Genomic DNA, 18282 nt, shown 5'->3' with positions numbered 1-18282 from the left:
CTAAAACTCAACCTCAGATGCCCCCAGTCTATCCTGAGCGTCCCCGCCGCCTCAGCAGCGCCCCAGCGCCTCAGCAGCGCCGGTGAAGGGGGTTCTAAGGTTTACCCCACAAAGCCGCAAGTGGAAAAAGCAAAAAAGTGGGGAAAAATTCCAAATCCCTATTTTAAAACATAGAATCAGATACTTAACGAGAAGTTCTTTTGCCCAAACACCCTCAATCACCTCTCCGACCACCCGGAATCACTGCCTTCAGATCATTGTTCACACAGTTGCCCACAGACTCGATCAAAGCTTACGCGGAATCGGCCTGCTTCAGGCGAGTCAGCAAGCCCGGTATCGGCAGACGCACAAGCAGCAGTCCGATGATCGCGGCGAGATAGAAAAGTGGCTCGAGCTGGAAACCCTTCGCCAGCATCACATAATGGATACCGCCAAGCAGAACAGCCGGATAGACCAGTTTGTGCAACTTGCGCCAGCGCGGGCCAAGTTTTCGCACCGACCAATTGTTCGATGTCACCGCCAAAGGCAGCAAGAGAATGAACCCCGCCATGCCGACAGTGATATAGGGCCGCTTGAGGATATCAGCCCAAATCTGGCCAAGCAGCTGAACGTCCAACACCAACCAGACCAGCAGGTGCAGCGCGACATAGGAAAAGGCCAGCACGCCGATTGCTCGGCGGAACTTCATAAGGTTCAAGCCAAGATGCCGGCGCAGCGGGGTTACCGCCAGGCCAAGAATGAGCAGCTGCAGGGCCAGCTCACCCAGCCTATGTTCGAGCGCTGTGATCGGCTCGACCCCGAGCCCCCCTGTGAGCGCAAGATACAGGAACCAAGGGGCCGGAAGGGCCCCGGCCAGATAGACTGCCCAAACGGGGATCTTGCGTATGGCCTGGTTCACGGCTTGCATGGCTCAATAGTATTCCTTGAGGTCCATACCTTCATACAGGCTGGCGACCTCTTGTTGATAACCGTTGAACATGAGGGTCGGGATACGCTTGGCAAACAGACCGCCACCTATCTGGCGCTCGGACGCCTGAGACCAGCGTGGATGGTTCACATTCGGGTTCACATTACTATAGAAGCCATACTCGCGCGGAGCGGACATGTTCCAGCTGGTGGGTGGCTCATCCTCGGTCAGAGTGATCTTCACGATCGACTTGATCGACTTGAACCCGTATTTCCACGGCACCACCAACCGCAGCGGAGCGCCGTTCTGGTTCGGGATCGGACGGTCATAGATGCCTGTCGCCATGATGGTCAGCGGGTGCAGCGCCTCATCCAGACGCAGACCCTCGCGGTAGGGCCATTCCAGAATCGGGAAGCGCGTACCGGGCATCTCATCGGGACGGTAGGCGGTCTCAAAGGCCACGTATTTCGCACCCTCCTGCACACCCGCCATATTCAACAGGTCGGCCAGTTCGAACCCGTTCCACGGAATCACCATCGACCAGGCCTCGACACAGCGGAAGCGGTAGATGCGTTCTTCGACTGTCATCTCGGACATGATGTCCTTGAAGTCATAGGTGCCGGGGCGATCCACCAGACCGTCGATCTGAATGCTCCAGGGTTCGGTCACGAGGGTATGGGCATATTTGGCCGGGTCGTCCTTTCCAGTCCCGAATTCATAGAAATTGTTGTAGCCGGTGATCTCTTCCCAGGTGTTCGGCTCCAGCGCTTGTTGCGCAGCTGCAGGGCGGGCCATCGCGGTCAGCCCGACACCTGCCAGCCCGGCCATAACCTGCCGCCGGTTCAGAAACGCCGCCCTTGGGGTGACGTCGGCATGTGTCAAAGTGTTGGTCCAGCGATGCGCCATTTGGGTCTCCGTAGTGAATCCGCCTCAGGGTGAGGTAGTCCGCTGATAGCACAGAGCCAAGGAAACAGGCGTCACGATTGAGCGAACAGACTGTAACGCAACTGCGTCAGCCCGCGACTAAGGCGTTTTTGGCGGCTGGTTCTAGCAGTCTCAATCAAGTATGCGGGAATCATCCAATAGTTGATCAGAGTTGGTCCCGTGCTCGTATTTCAGGCCTTTCCTTTTTCGCTGTCCGTTTTGTGGCGCTATATTATTGTCTTTCCCGTCCTGCTGGTCGCGCTTATCGTCTACGGGTTGATAGGCGGTATACTGAGCGCGCTGATCGGGCTGCTCATTCCGGGCCTGTCGGTTCTAATCTCGTTCTTTGTGGGCGCATCCTCGGGCGTCATCCCAATGCTGGTCGGTAGCCGTTTGGGCCTGCAGGCCTGCGAGGTTTCTCCGAGTAACAGTTACCGCAAGTTTGTCTTTCCAGCGGTTATCTACGGCGCCGTCGAAGCCATTGGGATCAGTGTGGCCGCCGCGCTGATCGCCGCGCTCTCCATCGGTGCCGTCAGCGTAGGGGGCGGAGTTCCCGAGGACCCGGCCGCGTTCTTCGCGACCCTATCGCCCGTGCATATCATGATGTTCTCGGGTGTTGTAATCCTGCTCTTTGCAGCGATCTGCGCGCTAAGGGCCGGGTTTCTGGTGCCGATTGCGGCGGCCTCGATCGGGCGGGACCCCAATGGCCGCCCTTATACGCCATTCAACCATTTCGGTGCTTTCTTTCTGCAGCTTTTCGCCGTGGTGGCGATCAGCTTTGTCGGTGCTGTCTTTTTCTTTGCGCTGTTTATCGTCGGGCTTACTGCAATCTACGGTCCGAGCACTCTGGTCGACGAAGTTCAATTGATCGGCGAGATGACGACCGGAGCGGTTCCGTTTTCAGTCACTGCGCCAATGATCGCAACGGTCGTGGCCTATACCCTTCTGGCCAGTTGGGCCTTCAGCTATCAATGCGCCGGCGGGGTTCTGGCCTATCTGCGCCTCAGCGGTGGCACCGTGCGCAAGACCCCAAGCACTGAGACATTGATTCAGCCCACCCCGCAGGCCACGACCAGCTCAGGCCCAAAAATGAGTTCGGAAGAGCTGCGCGCCCTGCGTAAAAGCCGTGAGTTCCGCTAGGACGCCCAGCGCGCCACAACAGACAGCACCCTTTACACAGAAGGGGTCAGCGCGGCACTCTGCCTGACAGGTGGTACGGTCCGCGACACCGGTCGCCCGACCCTGCCGCCCATTAGGGAGGATACCGAATGTGTGATATCTGCGTAATGAATGCCGTCAAAGACAAGATGCTGTCCCGGCGGAGCTTCTTCAAAGCCGCCGCAGCCACTGGCATGGCAGCCGCCGCAACGGGCGCGAGCGCTCCGGCGGCATTGGCCGCAGGGCATGGTGGGGTCGAGGACATGACCCACACCCTCAGCCCCGAGTTTCCCACTTGGGGAGGAGAACCCGGCGTCTCCGCCGAACAGGCGTTCAACTTTGCGGATCACGGGTTCAACCTGTTCAACCTGTCGATCAACGAACATACCGGCACCCATATCGATGCGCCCCTGCATTTCTCGGCCGACGGAACCTCAGTCGATGAGATCCCGGTGACCGATCTGGTTGCACCGCTCTGCGTCGTGGATATCGCCGCCCGTGCCGCCGAAGACGCCGATACCCGCGTGACGCCTGATGACCTCAAGGCGTGGATCGCGGCGAACGGAGACATCCCTGACGGCGCCTGCGTCGCCATGCACTCCGGTTGGGGAGGAAAAACGGCGACCGACGCGTTTCGCAATTTCGACGGAGAAGCGCAGCACTATCCCGGCTTCCATGTCGAGGCCGCCCAGATGCTGATGGAGGAAACCGGCGCGCGCTCCATCGCGGTCGACACGCTGTCGCTGGATCACGGCATGTCCGCCGATTTCGCCACCCACTACGCCTGGCTGCCCACCGGCCGGTTCGGGATCGAGTGTCTGGCCAATCTCGACCGCGTCCCAGCCGCCGGGGCCACCCTGGTGATCGGAGCCCCCAAACACAAAGGCGGCACTGGTGGTCCGGCGCGGATATTTGCACTGGTCTGAGAACGGAAATACGCAAATCGAAGGCTCACCATTCAGGTGAGCCTTTCTTTATCCGCACTGCTGTCAGACTTTGCGCTTGACCAAAAGCTAGCTTGAGGGCGCACCGTGCCTCGGGAAAGCCACCTTGCCTCAGAAAGTCCCTTTCATGCACGTCTTAACTGTACTCGATCATCCAAACCCCGACTCATTTACTGCGGCCGTAGCGCAGATGTTCGTAGATGGTGCTACGGCTGCCGGTCATACGACTGAATTAGCTGACCTGCATGCCGAGGGCTTCGATCCGCGTTGGTCCATGGCTGACATTGAAAGGGATTCTACGTCCGTGCCACTCGCTGACATTCAATCAGAACAGGAACGAGTCTCTCGCGCAGACGCGATCTGCCTGACTTTTCCACTGTTCTGGTGGGGGATGCCGTCAATGATGAAAGGTTGGGTTGATCGCGTCTGGTCGTGGGGTTGGGCATATGATCAATTGGACGATCGCGAAAAGTCGCTGCAACGACCTAGATCCGGGGTCTTGCTGATACCCGCCGGTGCACGATCAGACGAAATGAGGGACGCCGGGTATCTGAATGCTATAGAGACACTCTGGACACAGGGCACATTCGGGTATTTCGGGTTTTCGCCACGCAAGATGGAGATGCTCTATGGATCAACAGGGTCAAAAGAACGTCGTGAAGCGCTGCTGGAGCAAAGCTACAACGCTGGCCTGACCTTACCGCCACCTCGGTCACCCTCGATTTGATGGGAGCGCGAAAGAGGCTTAGAGCCCCAAACGAGGTTGAGCATTTGGCGTTCATCTAAGACAAAAGAGGCAAAGAAAGACCCGCTATCGCCGCGGGTCTTTGTGTTGATTTAGCTCTGATCAATGCACCACGGCATCATTCGGGCGGGGGCGGTCTGAGGTGCCCAGCCGGTCGCCAATGATCAAGCCCTCAGCGCCAGCGGTGACGGGGACGGTTTCGCCATCCTTGATCTCACCGGCCAGCAGCGCTTCGGCCAAGGGGTTCTGCAACGCGCGCTGGATCACACGCTTCAGCGGGCGCGCACCGAAGACCGGGTCATAGCCTTCATCGGCAAGCCACTGTTTCGCGCCATCATCCAGAACCAACTCGATCTTGCGAGCCGCCAGACGTTTTTGCAGACGTGCCATCTGGATATCGACGATGCCATCCATATCGGCCCGCTTGAGCCGATCAAAGATGATGGTCTCATCCAGACGATTCAGGAATTCAGGCCGGAAATGTGCCCGGACCGCATCCATCACGTCGCGCCGCGCCTGCGCGCTGTCTGCACCTTCGGGCAGTTGGCTGAGCGCCTGAGACCCGAGGTTCGACGTCAGGATGATCAGCGTCTGCTTGAAGTCTACGGTACGGCCCTGACCGTCAGTCAGTACGCCATCATCGAGAACCTGCAACAGCACGTTGAACACATCCGGATGCGCCTTTTCAACCTCATCGAACAGCACGACCTGATAGGGTCTGCGCCGCACGGCTTCGGTCAACACACCGCCTTCGTCATAACCGACATAGCCCGGAGGGGCACCAATCAGACGCGCAACCGCGTGTTTCTCCATGAACTCGGACATGTCGATGCGCACCATCGCATTGTCGTCGTCGAACAGGAAGTTCGCTACGGCCTTGGTCAGTTCGGTTTTACCTACGCCGGTGGGCCCGAGGAACAAGAACGAGCCCAGCGGGCGGTTTTCATCGTTCAGGCCCGCGCGCGCGCGGCGCACGGCGTTGGACACGGCGGTCACGGCGGCATCCTGGCCGATCACACGGGAGTGCAGATCGTCTTCCATCCGCAGCAGTTTCTCGCGTTCCCCTTCCAGCATCTTGGCAGTCGGGATACCAGTCCAGCGTTCGACCACGGATGCGATCTGTTCCGGGCGCACCGTTTCCTCGGCCATCATGGCGTTGCTTTCGGCGTTTTCGGCCTCGGTCAGCTTTTTCTCAAGCTCGGGGATGATGCCGTAGGACAGCTCACCTGCCTTTGCCAGATTGCCTTCGCGTTTGGCGATTTCCAGATCAGCGCGCGCCTTGTCGAGCTGTTCTTTCAGATCACGCGCACCCGCGAGCTTGTCACGTTCGGCCTGCCACTGGGCGGTCATCTCAGCCGATTGCTCCTGCAGATCGGCCAGATCCTTTTGCAGGGTTTCCAGACGATCCTTCGAGGCCGCGTCGTCTTCCAGTTTCAGCGCCTCTTCCTCGATCTGCATCTGCAGGATCTGGCGATCCAACTGATCGAGCTCTTCCGGCTTGGAGTCCACCTCCATCCGCAACCGCGACGCCGCCTCATCGACAAGGTCAATGGCCTTGTCGGGCAGGAACCGGTCGGTGATATAACGATGCGACAAGGTCGCCGCCGACACCAATGCGGAATCCGAAATACGCACGCCGTGGTGCAGCTCGTACTTTTCCTTGATGCCACGCAGTATGCTGATCGTGTCCTCGACGGTCGGTTCGGTGACCATCACGGGCTGGAACCGGCGCGCAAGGGCCGCGTCTTTTTCCACGTATTTGCGATACTCATCCAACGTGGTCGCGCCGATACAATGCAGCTCGCCCCGAGCAAGCGCAGGCTTGATCAGGTTGGCGGCATCCATCGCGCCGTCGGATTTACCGGCGCCGACCAGCGTATGCATCTCGTCGATGAACAGGATGATTTCCCCGGCGGCCTCGGTGACCTCGGTCAGAACCGCCTTGAGGCGTTCCTCGAACTCACCACGGTATTTTGCACCAGCGATCAGCGCGCCCATGTCGAGCGCAAGCAGCTTCTTATCTTTCAGCGATTCCGGCACGTCACCGTTGATGATGCGCAGGGCCATGCCCTCGGCAATCGCGGTTTTACCGACGCCGGGTTCCCCGATCAGAACAGGGTTGTTCTTGGTACGGCGCGACAGAACCTGCATCGAGCGTCGGATTTCCTCATCCCGCCCGATGATTGGGTCAATCTTGCCTTCAGCCGCAGCCTCAGTCAGATCGCGCGCATATTTCTTGAGCGCGTCATAGCCCTCTTCCGCCGAAGCGGTGTCCGCGGTGCGGCCCTTACGGATATCATTGATGGCTTCGTTCAGTTTCTGAGCGGAAACGGCCCCGGCCTCCAAAGCGTCCTTGGCTTTGGATTTGACCATGCAGAGAGCCATCAGCACCCGTTCCACGGGCACAAAGCTATCGCCCGCCTTGGTGGCAATCTTCTCAGCCTCGTCCAGAACCTTGGCGGTCTGGCCATCCATGTAAATCTGGCTCGCGTCACCGCTGACCTTCGGGATTTTCCCCATCGCGGCGTCCAAGGCCTCAACCACGCGGTTCGGCGCGCCGCCCGCGCGGGTGATCAGGTTGCTCGCCAGCCCCTGATCATCGTCCATCAATGCCTTAAGTATATGTGTGGGCTCCAGTCTCTGGTGCCCCTCGCGCAGCGCAATTGTCTGCGCGGCCTGCACGAATCCCCGTGCCCGCTCGGTGAACTTGTTCAAGTCCATAGCATTCTCCTTTTCTCAAGCGCCCCGTTTTGATGCGCCCGCTTGGCGGCACGCGTCGATTGAGGCCTCACATTCAATTTGGGTAATGTCGGCGTGTATTCAAGATTGTCTTGGCAGAATAACATGATGCATGCTGGGAACCTGAATAATCTCGGTCAATTGCGAAAAAACCGTCTTAGGAGCGCGCCTTTATGATCTCAGCCACTGCGTTGCGCAGCTGCATTGCAGAACAATGGTCGCCCACTATTGGCGACCCAAGCGTGATCGGTTGGCTCACGGTTGCCGCATACGGTATTGCCGCGCTCCTGTGCCTGCGCGCAAGGCGCAATTCCCACGTCCGGTGGTTTTGGCTGATCCTTGCGCTGCTGCTTTTTGCGCTGATGGTAAATAAACAGCTGGATCTGCAGTCCGCGCTTACGGCCAGCGCCCGCTGCCTATCGCAGATGCAAGGTTGGTACGAGGATCGCAGGTCGGTCCAGATCGGCTTTATCATTGTGGTCGTGTTCAGCGGCTTCTGGGTCTCACTTGTCAGCCTCTGGTTCCTTCGTAAAAACTTGCGAGAGGTCGGCATCGCCCTGATCGGCTTTGTCACCCTGATCTGCTTTGTGCTGATCCGCGCCGCCGGGTTTCACAACTTCGATGCCTTTCTGGGTGCCGAGATCATGTCGATCCGAATGAACTGGCTTCTGGAACTGTCCGGAATCGCCCTGATTGCGGCGAATGCAGCATGGGTGGGCAGACGCCGTCAGCCACGCGGAATGGAGTATACCGAATAGCCGCCGGTTTGCGCCACCGGCTCTAGCGTATATGTCTCGACCAAGGATTTTTCAGCGCTGCTGCCGGTCGGGCACGAGACAAGATCGGCGGTGTGATCCAGAAATTCGACGGTAAAGGCGCTCTCACCTGTAAGCTGGCACCAATCATCCTCAGATCGGTAGCCCCGGACCAGAGGAAGGTTGTCATTGGTCGGCGCGGGCGCCGCGCCTGTGTCAGATGCGCCTGAGGCGGGTTCATCGCAGGCACCCATCATCAGCGCAACTCCGAGCAAGGCAAGCTTTCTCATCTTCTGTCCCTTCATATGAGCTATTGGTCGATTTGAGCCACTGTAACACAGATCATCCTCTTTCGATTGGACGGACCTGCATGGACAGTTGCGCCCGAACCCGCTAGGAGGCAGTCGTTTGCCAGCAAGGAGACCCAACATGTCCGATGACCGCCTGATCGTAGCCCTTGACGTTCCTAACGCTCTGCAAGGTTTGGCGATGGCCGAACGGTTGGGTGATGCGGTGTCGTTCTACAAGATCGGGCTGGGAATGCTGACGGGCGGTGGTCTGGCTCTGGCCAATGAGCTGAAACAGGACCATGGCAAGCGCATCTTTTTGGACATGAAGCTGTTCGACATTGGCAACACGGTAGAAAACGCTGTGCGTGGTCTGGCGCAGTTCGATCTGGATTTCCTGACCGTCCATGGCGACCCGCATGTGGTGCGAGCGGCAAAAGAAGGCGCATCCGGCAAGGACCTGAAAATCCTTGCAGTCACCATCCTGACCTCGCTCAACCGCGATGATTTGGATGCCAGCCTGTTGAAGGCAGGCGACGTGCAGGATCTGGTGGTTGAGCGCGCGGCCAAAGCGCTGGAGGCCGGGGCAGATGGCGTGATCGCCAGCCCACAAGAGGCCGCGCTGATCCGCGCCCTGCCCCAGGCCGAGGGCCGGTTGATCGTGACACCGGGCGTGCGCCCTGCCGGGGCTGCTCTGGGCGATCAAAAGCGCGTCGCAACGCCGGCCAGTGCGATCGGAGATGGGGCGGATCATATTGTTGTCGGGCGTCCTATCTATCAGGCGGAGGACCCGAAAGCCGCAGCCGAGGCCGTTCTGGTCGAGTTAAAATCATTGACACGCCATTGATCGCGGACGGGGATTCAGCGTCTCAGACGTCCGAAACAGCAGTGATTTCTTTACCTTAGGTCAACAGTGGGAATATTCCCCTGATTTCCCCCTGTGCCCGAAAACACACAAACCTGGCACAAGTTTTAGGGAATAACGCGGCCACCTATCTAAATATAGCGTTTTGAGCGATTCTGGGGCGGAGTTACTCCCCAACGAACTACCTCTTCCTGTGGTTCGTTACCTTCCCCCCGCCCCAAGCGGGGGGTTTTCTTGACAGTCCAACTTTCTGCTCAAACCGCCAGATTTCTGAAGACTGTCGAAGCCTCTGTTGCGTTCACGCGAAAGCCGATAGACACTATAGCTCCGAACACCCGCAGCCACCCTTTTCGGGTCGGGAAAAGCAACCATGCCCACGATCTGCCGCGAATGCCTGACCAGTTTCCCGGACGCGCCGCGATGCCCGTCCTGCGGTAGCCCGCGGCTGAAATCGCATCCCGAGCTGTTTGATCTGTCGATTGCACATATGGATTGCGACGCGTTCTATGCCTCGGTTGAAAAGCGCGACAATCCTGAATTGGCGGACAAGGCAGTGATTGTGGGTGGCGGGAGACGCGGGGTCGTCTCAACCGCTTGTTACGTGGCGCGCATCCGAGGCGTGCGCTCGGCCATGCCGATGTTCAAAGCGCTGCAACTGTGTCCGGACGCCGTGGTGATCAAACCGCGCATGTCGGTCTACGTCGAGGTATCCCGTCAGATCCGTGCGATGATGGATGAACTGACTCCCAAGGTCGAACCCTTGTCGCTGGATGAGGCATTCCTCGATCTGTCCGGCACCGAACGTCTGCATGGCGCGCCGCCAGCGGTGATGCTGGCGCGTCTGGTCAAGCGCATGAAGGATGAGCTGGGGCTGACCGGCTCCATCGGGTTAAGCCACAACAAGTTTCTGGCCAAGGTCGCCTCGGACCTGGACAAGCCGCGTGGGTTTTCCGTGATCGGGAAGGCCGAGACGGCTGACTTCCTGCACGACAAACCCGTAAGGCTGATCTGGGGCATCGGCCCGGCAGCGCAGGAGTCGTTGGAACGCGCTGGGATCCGTACCTTCTCGGACCTGCTGCGCTGGGATCAGGAGGCGCTGACCGCGCGGTTCGGATCGATGGGGTATCGCCTGTGGCATCTGGCACGCGGTCAGGACAAGCGCCGGGTATCGGCCCATGAACCGATGAAGTCGATCAGCAACGAAACCACGTTTTTCGAAGACACCTCCCGCCTCGAGATACTGGATGGGCATCTGTGGCGCATGGCGCTGAAAGTCTCTGACCGGGCCAAGGCCAAGGATCTGGCGGGCCGGGTGGTAACGCTGAAGCTTAAAAAGGCCAATCACAAGATCATCACGCGCCGCGTTTCGCTGCGCGATGCAACTCAGATCGCGGATCGCATCTATAGAACGGCGCGCGGGCTGTTTGATCAGGTGGGAGATCAGGGTCCCTATCGTCTGTTGGGATGCGGGTTGTCGGATCTGTGCCCGGCGGAGCAGGCAGATATCTCGGGCGACTTGCTGGACCCCAATGCGACGCGCAGGTCTCAGGCCGAGCGCGCTACGGATGAGATTCGCAAACGGTTCGGAAGTGATGCAATTGTGAAAGGCCGCGCGCTGCGGTAGCGCCTATTCCGCCGCCAGCCGCTGCGGTTCGGAACCGATCTCGGCAATCTCGGCGATCACTTGCCGCAGTATCTTGGAGAACGCCATGAAATTGGCATTGGGCGAGATCGTATCTTCGTTCATGTAGATCGAGCGGTCGATCTCAACCTGAATCGCGTGTTGTTGACGACCGGGGCGGCCGTAGGTTTGGGTCACATAAGCCCCAGCAAAGGGCGCGTTCCGCGCGACGACCAATCCGGCCGTGGAAAAGGCAGCCTCAATTCGGTCCACGATCTCGGTTGATGCCGATGCACCGAAACGATCGCCCAGCACGATCTCGGGGCGTGTGTTGCGCGCGGTGCTGGCCATGGCCACCGCCTCATGTGGCATCGAATGGCAATCGACCAGAATCGCCTGCCCGAATTTCGCATGTGACTCCGCCAGCAGGGCCTTGAGGCGGCTGTGATAGGGCCGCCAATAGGTGTCGATGCGCAGGCGCGCCTCATCCATGGTCAGTTTGCCGCGATAAATCGCCCGCCCATTTGCCACCACGCGGGGAATCACCCCAAGCCCCGAGGCCACGCGCGGATTGTGCCCTTGCCGTTTGGCACCCTGAATTAAGGCCGGGTCCAGCTCATCCGCGCTGCGGTTAAGGTCCAGATAAGCCCGTGGCATCGCCGCCTTGATCAGCGGCGCCCCAAAATCCGAGGCCGAGGCAAAGAGTTGATCCACAAAGGCATCTTCCGAGGATCGAATCACATCAGACCCCAAAACCGAACGCTTCAGAAACGCCTCTGGATAGTCACGGCCGCTATGCGGCGATGAAAAAACCACGCATGAACTGCGGTTTTCGGGCATATCCAGAAAATAGGAAGGGTTCTTCATGGTCTCTCCGTGTTCAGGATTAACATAGACTGGAAAATAGTTCTTCCAAACCCCTTGAACCCCTTTGCGACTCCTTTTATAGACCCCGCTACCGGCGCGGGTATCCGCGCCCCATTTCGTTATGGGGCAGGACACGCAAAGGGACGTGGGCGGTTAGCTCAGCGGTAGAGCACTTCGTTGACATCGAAGGGGTCACAAGTTCGATCCTTGTACCGCCCACCATCTATTCACTGCTTCGGCTCGCCGAGGCACCCGACAAACCCAGGCGCTGGCCACGTCTTTGATGAAGGCGCCGCAGATTGGAGACAGACCCATGAAGGTCAAGAACTCGCTCCGCTCGCTCAAGAACCGGCACCGTGATTGCCGTATTGTGCGTCGCAAAGGCCGCGTCTACGTGATCAACAAGACGCAGCGCAAGTTCAAAGCTCGCCAGGGCTAAGAACTGCACATATCTCTTCGAAAGAACCGCGCCTTTGGGTGCGGTTTTTTTTGTGCCTGTTGGCTTCGTTCAGCGTCGCTAACCAAAGCGCCCCATATGTCGCACGATTTTTGTCGGGTTTCGCTTGCAAACCAAATCCAATGCGTTAATTGAGTGTTTAACTCGGGTTTACCCCGGTGGAATACTCAATGTTGGGAGCAATCATGTTTAAATCCACGACCTGTATCGCGGCTGGCCTTGCAGCCATGGTCGCCACATCCGCAGCAGCAGAAGGCGAGCTGAACATCTATTCGTCGCGCCACTACGACACCGACGAGCGCCTCTATTCGGATTTCGAGGATGCAACTGGCATCACCATTAACCGAATCGAAGGCAAGGCAGACGAGCTGATCGCGCGTATGGAAGCCGAGGGTGTGAACTCCCCCGCCGATATTCTGCTGACCGTCGACACTTCGCGGCTTGAGCGTGCGAAGAATGCGGGCGTGCTGCAAACCATCGACAGCGCGGTTCTGGAAGAGCGTATCCCGTCGAACCTGCAGGACAGCGACAACCAGTGGTTCGGTTTCTCGCAGCGGGCGCGCATTATTTTCTACAACAAGAACGCGGTCACTGAGCCGCCGCAAACCTATGCTGATCTGGCGGACCCCAAATACAAGGGCCAGCTGTGCATCCGCTCCAGCACCAATGTCTACAACCAGACCCTGCTGGCCTCGATCATCGAAAACGCCGGTTCCGAAGCGGCCAAAACCTGGGCCGAGGGCGTCGTGGCCAACATGGCGCGTGACCCGCAAGGCGGTGACACTGACCAACTGCGCGGCGTCGTTTCGGGTGAGTGTGACCTTGCCGTGTCCAACACCTACTATTTTGCCCGCGCAATCCGGAAAGACGTCGATGGCGTCTCGGCCGAGCGTGACGTGATCGGCTGGGTGTTCCCGGATCAGGACGGCAATGGCGCGCATGTGAACCTGTCGGGTGGCGGAGTTGCCGCAAATGCGCCCCACAAGGACAACGCCATCAAGTTCCTGGAATACCTGGCGAGCGATCAAGCGCAGCAGTATTTCTCGGCCGGCAACGACGAATACCCAACGGTCGAGGGCGTCGCGGTTTCCGAGTCCGTGGCCGAGCTGGGCGATTTCAAAGCAGACGATGTTGATCTGTCGGCCGTCGCCAAGAACCTGCCCGAAGCGCAGAAGACCTTTAACGAGGTTGGCTGGAAGTAAGAGTCCTCCATACCTAGGAAGTATAAAGGGCGCAGTAAATTCCGCGCCCTTTTTCTTTTGCAATATTATATTTTAAGGCTACTATTCTCATATACGGTAGTTTCTCTCATAATTGATCAATGCTGGATTCCCTCGCAAACCGCCTTGCCATTCGCCTGAAAGAGCTGCGCCAAAGCCGCGGCTGGTCATTGGATCGGCTGGCGGACAGTAGCGGCGTCAGCCGGGCAACCCTGTCGCGTATGGAAAAGGCTGGGGTCAGCCCGACGGCAGAAACACTCGGCCGACTTTGCGCCGCTTACGGTTTGCCAATGTCGCGTCTGCTGATGATGGTCGAGGAGAGTTTCGACCCCAAGGTCCCGTTTGAACGGCAACCCGAATGGCAGGATCCGGAAACAGGGTTCACGCGCCGATCCGTCTCACCCCCTTCAACCGGGTTGGGCGGTGAGGTGCTGGAATGCCACCTGCCGCCGGATACGGTGGTTCGGTACGAAACGCCTCCGAAACCGGGGCAGGAACACCACCTGATCGTTCTGGATGGAAGCCTAACGCTCACCGTGGACGGCACCGCGCATACGCTCGGTGGAGGTGACTGCCTGCGATACCATCTATCCGGCCCAACACAATTTGAAACCGGCGCCACCCGGGGCGCGCGCTACATGCTGGTGCTGATATGATCACACGACTGACCGATGCCACCTTCGACGCGGCGCTCAATGACCTGACCGAGATCCTGCATGGTTGCGTGCATGCGGGCGCGAGTATCGGGTTCATCTTGCCGTTCCACCACGCAGACGCCCAGCGCTATTGGGAGACTCGCGTTCGCCCTGAACTGCGCGCAGGGGCCTTGGACCTGTTTGTTGCGGAAAGCGGAGGGCGTATCCGTGGGACGGTACAGTTGATTCCGGCCTCAATGCCCAATCAGCCGCACCGCGCCGATGTCGCCAAGCTTTTGGTCCATCCCGATGCGCGACGCCAGGGCCTGGGGCGCAGCTTGATGAACGCGCTCTTCGCTCGCTCATCTGAGCTGGGCAGAACAACGCTTGTGCTCGATACGCGCAGCACCGACCCATCGCGGATTCTCTACCAAGGCCTTGGCTTTCAAACCGCAGGAGAGATTCCGAATTATTGCCGCCACCCGTTCGAACCCACACTGGAGGCGACAACCTTCATGTTCAAAGACCTCAACCAAGCGCAAAAGCCATAGACCGGAGAAGCACTTTGAGTTGATCTGTCCAGGTCGTCAGGTTTTCGGACGGAAAGCAGGCGACCCTCGCGACAGATCAAGCGGGACTATTTGAACAGAGGCCATGGGTGCCTCGTATCAAGAAATGAGCGATCCTTGCATGTGTAACGCAGTCACCCCGCAGTTCACTTTTCGATCTTGGTGATCTTAGTGCCCTGAAGACCGGCGCCTGCCATAAGCCCTTCTTGCCCAAAGATGATTGGCACGATGTCGCCCTGCAGATCGTTTGTTCCCATCGATGCCGACCAGCCTTCGTCACCGCCAACGAGCGTGGGACCACTGCCGACCTCCCACCCATCGTTGTTCTGCATATAGGCAAGGGCGTCGGAGTTGAGGAAAAACAGAGCGTAAGAGAAATGCTGAATGCCAGCCTGAAAACCATAGGACGCACCGGCAATATTGTAGTACCCGGTCGTGACGCCGTTTTCGCGCATCGCGCCTTCTCCAAACTGACCTCCAACCATCAGGCCGCCTTTGGTGATCCTGGGAAAAACCAAAATAGCGACCGCTTTGTTGGACAGATCTGCCGCCTCAGGGGAACTCGCGAGAAGTTGCGCCAGTGCTGCATCTACACTGGCGTCGATCTCGGACGCAGTCGCACCGTCCGCTGCATGCAGTACGGTCTCGCCTGCCGATTCAGCGACATCCCCAACCTTTTTGGCCGCATCAGAAACCCCTTCTGTCACTTTGTCTAAGAAGTTCTGAGCGTTGGCAGTTGAACTGCTTGAAAGGTGGAAAAAAACCACCATCGCGATGAAAGCCAAAGGCATAAAGCGCAGCACTTCTTCCTCCTCTCGGTTTTGTTTTTTGCAGAATCGTACCTGAGACCCTTCGCGGTGAAAACCCGTTGGCTAGCATGTGGTACGAACGCTTGCTTCGCATGGCTTTGGTGTCCGAAACCGCCAGCCTTCGACCGATTGTTTTCACAAGTAAATTTTCGCCGCCAGCCTAGTTCAGATACCGGTTGCGGAGGGTTTCAAAATCCGCATCCGTCAGCCCCAGCCCCTGGCGAAGGTAGTCGTCGACCGAGCCATAGCTAGCCTCAACGCTCTTGTAGAACTCATCAAGATAGGCCTCTCGCACCCCCAACGACGGCCAGACTGCATCCGGCGTCATATTTGTCCCTTCGGCCGCATTGACCTCGGCCGCGATCTGTTGGGCCTTGTTGTCCGCGTCCTTTAGCGTATTGCTCATCATGAAATCCGATTGGATCTCGTCTTTGGAAACACCAAGCGCTGTCAAAACAAGCGCAGTCGCGACACCGGTACGATCCTTGCCGCCCGAACAATGATACAGAACCGCCTCACCCTCGGGCTGGTCCAGCAACACGTCGAACAGATCTCGATACTCTTCGGTGTAGTCAGTTGCGATATAGCCAAAGGCCCCTAAGAACAAACCATCTGTTTCTGCTTCGGTTGCCGTGCCCGCCTTGATGCTGGCACGCATCTCATCAATCATCTGGCTTTCATTCTCCATCACTGGGAAGTGATGGCGCGCGGGGCCCTCTCCTTCGGGCCATTGCGCGGGATGCGCCGTTGCTTCGGACGTTGTTCGCAAATCAACGATTGCGCTGACACCCATGTCATCCAAGCGCTGCATGCTGGTTGCGCTGATCTGGTCGATCTCACCGGATCTGATGAGCTGCCCTGCCCGTACGGTGCGACCGTCCTGTGTTTCCAGGCCACCCAGATCGCGTGTATTCAAGACACCCTTTAGCGGGATGGCACGATCTTCGGCTGCAAGAACAGGATGAAAGGCACCGGCAACAAACAGCAGGGTCGCAGCACCGATAGATCTGAATAGTATCATGTCTCTCTCCATTGCTGTGTCGAACGGGACCGTGATCGACGCGCCCCGAAGGGCGCGCCGTTGAAGGCTATTCTTGCCAGCTCATGAACACCTCGCGGGCCTCTTGGCTTTCGGGGCGCAGGTTTTCGATGCCGCCATAGGGGATATCTTTGCCGATCTCGGAGTTCGGATATTTGGCGATCATTTTCTGATGGCGCTTGATCATATCCTGGAAAGAGGCACCGGCCCAAAGAGAGTATCCAACCAGCGGGTGTTCTTCGCGGGGGTCGCGATAGACGTTATAGGTCGGCGCCGCAGCCCCGGGGGCGCCAGGCGCGGGCAGATGCATCTTGAACTCTTGCTTAACGACCGAACGCAGAACCGGCCCCTCATAGACATACACGTAGTCGCGGCGGCCATTGCCCTCACCCTCAAGAAGCAGGGCGGTCTGGTCGATACCGTCAATCACTCGGTCGCGCGGGATGAAATCCGTTGCACCTGCGATGCGGGCCATCGTCGTGTAGATATCCGAGACGTGAAAGATGTCACCGGCAGCACTGTCGGCTTCAATCACTCCGGGCCAGCGGATGAAGGCATCGGTGCGGACGCCGCCCTCAAGATGCTGGGTCTTGCCGCCGCGATAGATCAACTGGTTCAGGCCCGAGGTCCCCTCGTAGTGATACATCAACCCGTTATCCGCCATAATCATAACAATTGTATTGTCGGCCTCGCCGGTCTCATCCAGTTTGGCCAGCACCTCTCCGATCCAGCCATCGAGCAGTTGCAGCTTGTCGGCATGGAAGCCGCCGTTCCGCGACAGCGCCTGATCCGGATATGCGAAGTTCAGCGGGTAGAGCGGCCAGTATTGCAGAAAGAACGGCTCATCCTGCGCGGCAACTTGTTCAAGCTGCTCCAGTGCCTGCACCTGATAGCGTTCGTTCATCTGTTCGTACTTGGCCTGCGTCCATTCTTCGCCCGCTTCCATGTCAACCTCGCGCGCGGTGCCGCCTGCCTGTGCCTCGACACCGGTGACCAGACCATAGGGCTTGAACCGTTCATCCAGCAGAAACTGGTTGTTCTGCCCCGAGGGATGATATCCCAGCATGTTGTTGGCCTGCATGGCCTCGCGGGTCATCAGGCTGAGTTGCACCTGCTGGTGCAGCGGAAAGGCGGCGTAGTCAAAGCCCTGATTGTGCGGATAGGCTTCCTCGATATCACCCTGATGCCACTTGCCCACATGCGAGGTGTTGTACCCGGCCTGTTTCAGGATCTCTGGCAGCGTCACCTCGCTTGCGGGCAGTCCCTCGCCGACCAGAGCAACCTTGACCTCTTCAACACCGGCCCGGATCGGGTGCCGACCAGTCAGCATAGCCGTGCGTGTTGGTGTGCAGGAGGGTTCCGTATACATGCGCATCAGCGACATGCCTTCACTGGCAAAGTCGTTGATATTTGGGGTCTCGATCCCCATCACATAGTTCATCTTGCGCTCGCCCATCTGGCCGAAGCTGATGTCGTCGATAAGAATATACAGAAAGTTCGGAGGCTTGCCGTCATTGGCCTCGCGGATCTCGGCCAACCTGGCCTCAATCTCAGCATCCTGCGCATCCCATTGATCCCCGAACTGGGCCCGCAGGAATTCGAACTCACCATCATGAACGATCGCATCTTGCTGCGCGATCGCTGGCACGACGCTCATCATTGCAAACACACAGGCTGCGACACCGGTCTTACCTAAGGCTCTAGTCACTCTCGGACCTCCTTTTGACACTCGTAGATTCCA

18 protein-coding genes and 1 tRNA gene are annotated in these 18282 nt (G+C 58.4%); 11 read left to right on the top strand and 8 right to left on the bottom strand.

All coding sequences use genetic code 11. From position 1 onward, the window contains the following. Window positions 1-292 precede the first annotated feature (292 nt). Complete coding sequence (gene msrQ / locus ACR0KL_RS14785) at window positions 293-907, bottom strand: protein-methionine-sulfoxide reductase heme-binding subunit MsrQ (RefSeq protein ID WP_170678988.1); 615 nt, start codon at window positions 905-907, stop codon at window positions 293-295. 3 nt (window positions 908-910) lie between these two features. Continuing rightward, entirely contained in the window at window positions 911-1813 is a 903-nt protein-coding gene (msrP, locus tag ACR0KL_RS14780; protein WP_480777198.1) for a protein-methionine-sulfoxide reductase catalytic subunit MsrP, read from the bottom strand. A gap of 198 nt (window positions 1814-2011) precedes the next feature. Here msrP and ACR0KL_RS14775 point away from each other — a divergent pair, with 198 nt between their 5' ends. The 3 genes from ACR0KL_RS14775 to ACR0KL_RS14765 all read left to right on the top strand — a co-directional run bounded on the left by ACR0KL_RS14775 (window position 2012) and on the right by ACR0KL_RS14765 (window position 4660). After that, window positions 2012-2971, top strand: a complete 960-nt coding sequence (locus tag ACR0KL_RS14775; protein ID WP_480777197.1) for a hypothetical protein — start codon at window positions 2012-2014, stop codon at window positions 2969-2971. A 128-nt stretch (window positions 2972-3099) separates the two neighbouring features. Continuing rightward, the gene (locus ACR0KL_RS14770; RefSeq protein WP_170678994.1) at window positions 3100-3915 is read left to right on the top strand and encodes a cyclase family protein; all 816 of its coding nucleotides are present in this window, start codon (window positions 3100-3102) and stop codon (window positions 3913-3915) included. A gap of 145 nt (window positions 3916-4060) precedes the next feature. After that, entirely contained in the window at window positions 4061-4660 is a 600-nt protein-coding gene (locus ACR0KL_RS14765) for an NAD(P)H-dependent oxidoreductase (protein WP_170678996.1), read from the top strand. Window positions 4661-4780: 120 nt separating this feature from the next. Here ACR0KL_RS14765 and clpB read toward each other — a convergent pair whose 3' ends face one another. Next, window positions 4781-7399 (bottom strand): ATP-dependent chaperone ClpB, encoded by a 2619-nt coding sequence (clpB, locus tag ACR0KL_RS14760; RefSeq protein WP_170678999.1) that lies wholly within the window; start codon window positions 7397-7399, stop codon window positions 4781-4783. A 191-nt stretch (window positions 7400-7590) separates the two neighbouring features. Between clpB and ACR0KL_RS14755 the strand changes: the two genes are divergently transcribed. Then, window positions 7591-8175 (top strand): isopropylmalate isomerase, encoded by a 585-nt coding sequence (locus ACR0KL_RS14755; RefSeq protein WP_170641757.1) that lies wholly within the window; start codon window positions 7591-7593, stop codon window positions 8173-8175. On the opposite strand, the gene ACR0KL_RS14750 is transcribed toward ACR0KL_RS14755, so the two are convergent. Further along, complete coding sequence (locus ACR0KL_RS14750; RefSeq protein ID WP_480777196.1) at window positions 8145-8462, bottom strand: hypothetical protein; 318 nt, start codon at window positions 8460-8462, stop codon at window positions 8145-8147. The genes ACR0KL_RS14755 and ACR0KL_RS14750 overlap by 31 nt on opposite strands. Window positions 8463-8601: 139 nt before the next feature. On the opposite strand from ACR0KL_RS14750, the gene pyrF reads away from it, so the two are divergent. Both pyrF and ACR0KL_RS14740 read left to right on the top strand, forming a co-directional pair. Beyond that, complete coding sequence (gene pyrF / locus ACR0KL_RS14745; protein WP_170679001.1) at window positions 8602-9306, top strand: orotidine-5'-phosphate decarboxylase; 705 nt, start codon at window positions 8602-8604, stop codon at window positions 9304-9306. A gap of 388 nt (window positions 9307-9694) precedes the next feature. Beyond that, entirely contained in the window at window positions 9695-10948 is a 1254-nt protein-coding gene (locus ACR0KL_RS14740) for a DNA polymerase IV (RefSeq protein WP_170679003.1), read from the top strand. Window positions 10949-10951: 3 nt separating this feature from the next. On the opposite strand, the gene ACR0KL_RS14735 is transcribed toward ACR0KL_RS14740, so the two are convergent. Then, on the bottom strand, window positions 10952-11812 hold the full coding sequence (locus ACR0KL_RS14735; RefSeq protein ID WP_170550009.1) for an N-formylglutamate amidohydrolase: 861 nt from the start codon (window positions 11810-11812) through the stop codon (window positions 10952-10954). Window positions 11813-11959: 147 nt separating this feature from the next. Between ACR0KL_RS14735 and ACR0KL_RS14730 the strand changes: the two genes are divergently transcribed. The 5 genes from ACR0KL_RS14730 (at window position 11960) to ACR0KL_RS14710 (ending at window position 14675) form a co-directional block, all read left to right on the top strand. Then, window positions 11960-12034: transfer RNA gene (locus tag ACR0KL_RS14730), tRNA-Val, on the top strand. A 91-nt stretch (window positions 12035-12125) separates the two neighbouring features. After that, window positions 12126-12251 carry a type B 50S ribosomal protein L36 gene (gene ykgO, locus ACR0KL_RS14725; RefSeq protein WP_008755722.1) on the top strand — a complete coding sequence of 42 codons (126 nt, stop codon included), beginning with the start codon at window positions 12126-12128 and terminating at the stop codon, window positions 12249-12251. Between the two features lie 203 nt (window positions 12252-12454). Then, the gene (locus ACR0KL_RS14720; RefSeq protein ID WP_170679005.1) at window positions 12455-13471 is read left to right on the top strand and encodes a Fe(3+) ABC transporter substrate-binding protein; all 1017 of its coding nucleotides are present in this window, start codon (window positions 12455-12457) and stop codon (window positions 13469-13471) included. Between the two features lie 119 nt (window positions 13472-13590). Continuing rightward, window positions 13591-14145 (top strand): helix-turn-helix domain-containing protein, encoded by a 555-nt coding sequence (locus ACR0KL_RS14715; protein WP_480777195.1) that lies wholly within the window; start codon window positions 13591-13593, stop codon window positions 14143-14145. Continuing rightward, complete coding sequence (locus ACR0KL_RS14710; RefSeq protein ID WP_170679009.1) at window positions 14142-14675, top strand: GNAT family N-acetyltransferase; 534 nt, start codon at window positions 14142-14144, stop codon at window positions 14673-14675. Before ACR0KL_RS14715 ends, ACR0KL_RS14710 begins: the two co-directional genes overlap by 4 nt. Window positions 14676-14839: 164 nt before the next feature. Here ACR0KL_RS14710 and ACR0KL_RS14705 read toward each other — a convergent pair whose 3' ends face one another. From ACR0KL_RS14705 to ACR0KL_RS14695, 3 genes are all read right to left on the bottom strand, one after another. Further along, window positions 14840-15496, bottom strand: a complete 657-nt coding sequence (locus ACR0KL_RS14705; protein ID WP_480555019.1) for a lipid-binding SYLF domain-containing protein — start codon at window positions 15494-15496, stop codon at window positions 14840-14842. A 166-nt stretch (window positions 15497-15662) separates the two neighbouring features. After that, window positions 15663-16523 (bottom strand): tyrosine-protein phosphatase, encoded by an 861-nt coding sequence (locus ACR0KL_RS14700; RefSeq protein WP_170679011.1) that lies wholly within the window; start codon window positions 16521-16523, stop codon window positions 15663-15665. Window positions 16524-16590: 67 nt separating this feature from the next. Then, window positions 16591-18249 (bottom strand): sulfatase-like hydrolase/transferase, encoded by a 1659-nt coding sequence (locus ACR0KL_RS14695; protein ID WP_480555017.1) that lies wholly within the window; start codon window positions 18247-18249, stop codon window positions 16591-16593. Window positions 18250-18282: the final 33 nt, after the last annotated feature.

This window comes from Ruegeria sp. C8 (assembly GCF_056537565.1).
Note: the sequence above shows the minus strand (reverse complement) of the source record. Positions and strands in the feature narration are given on the sequence as shown.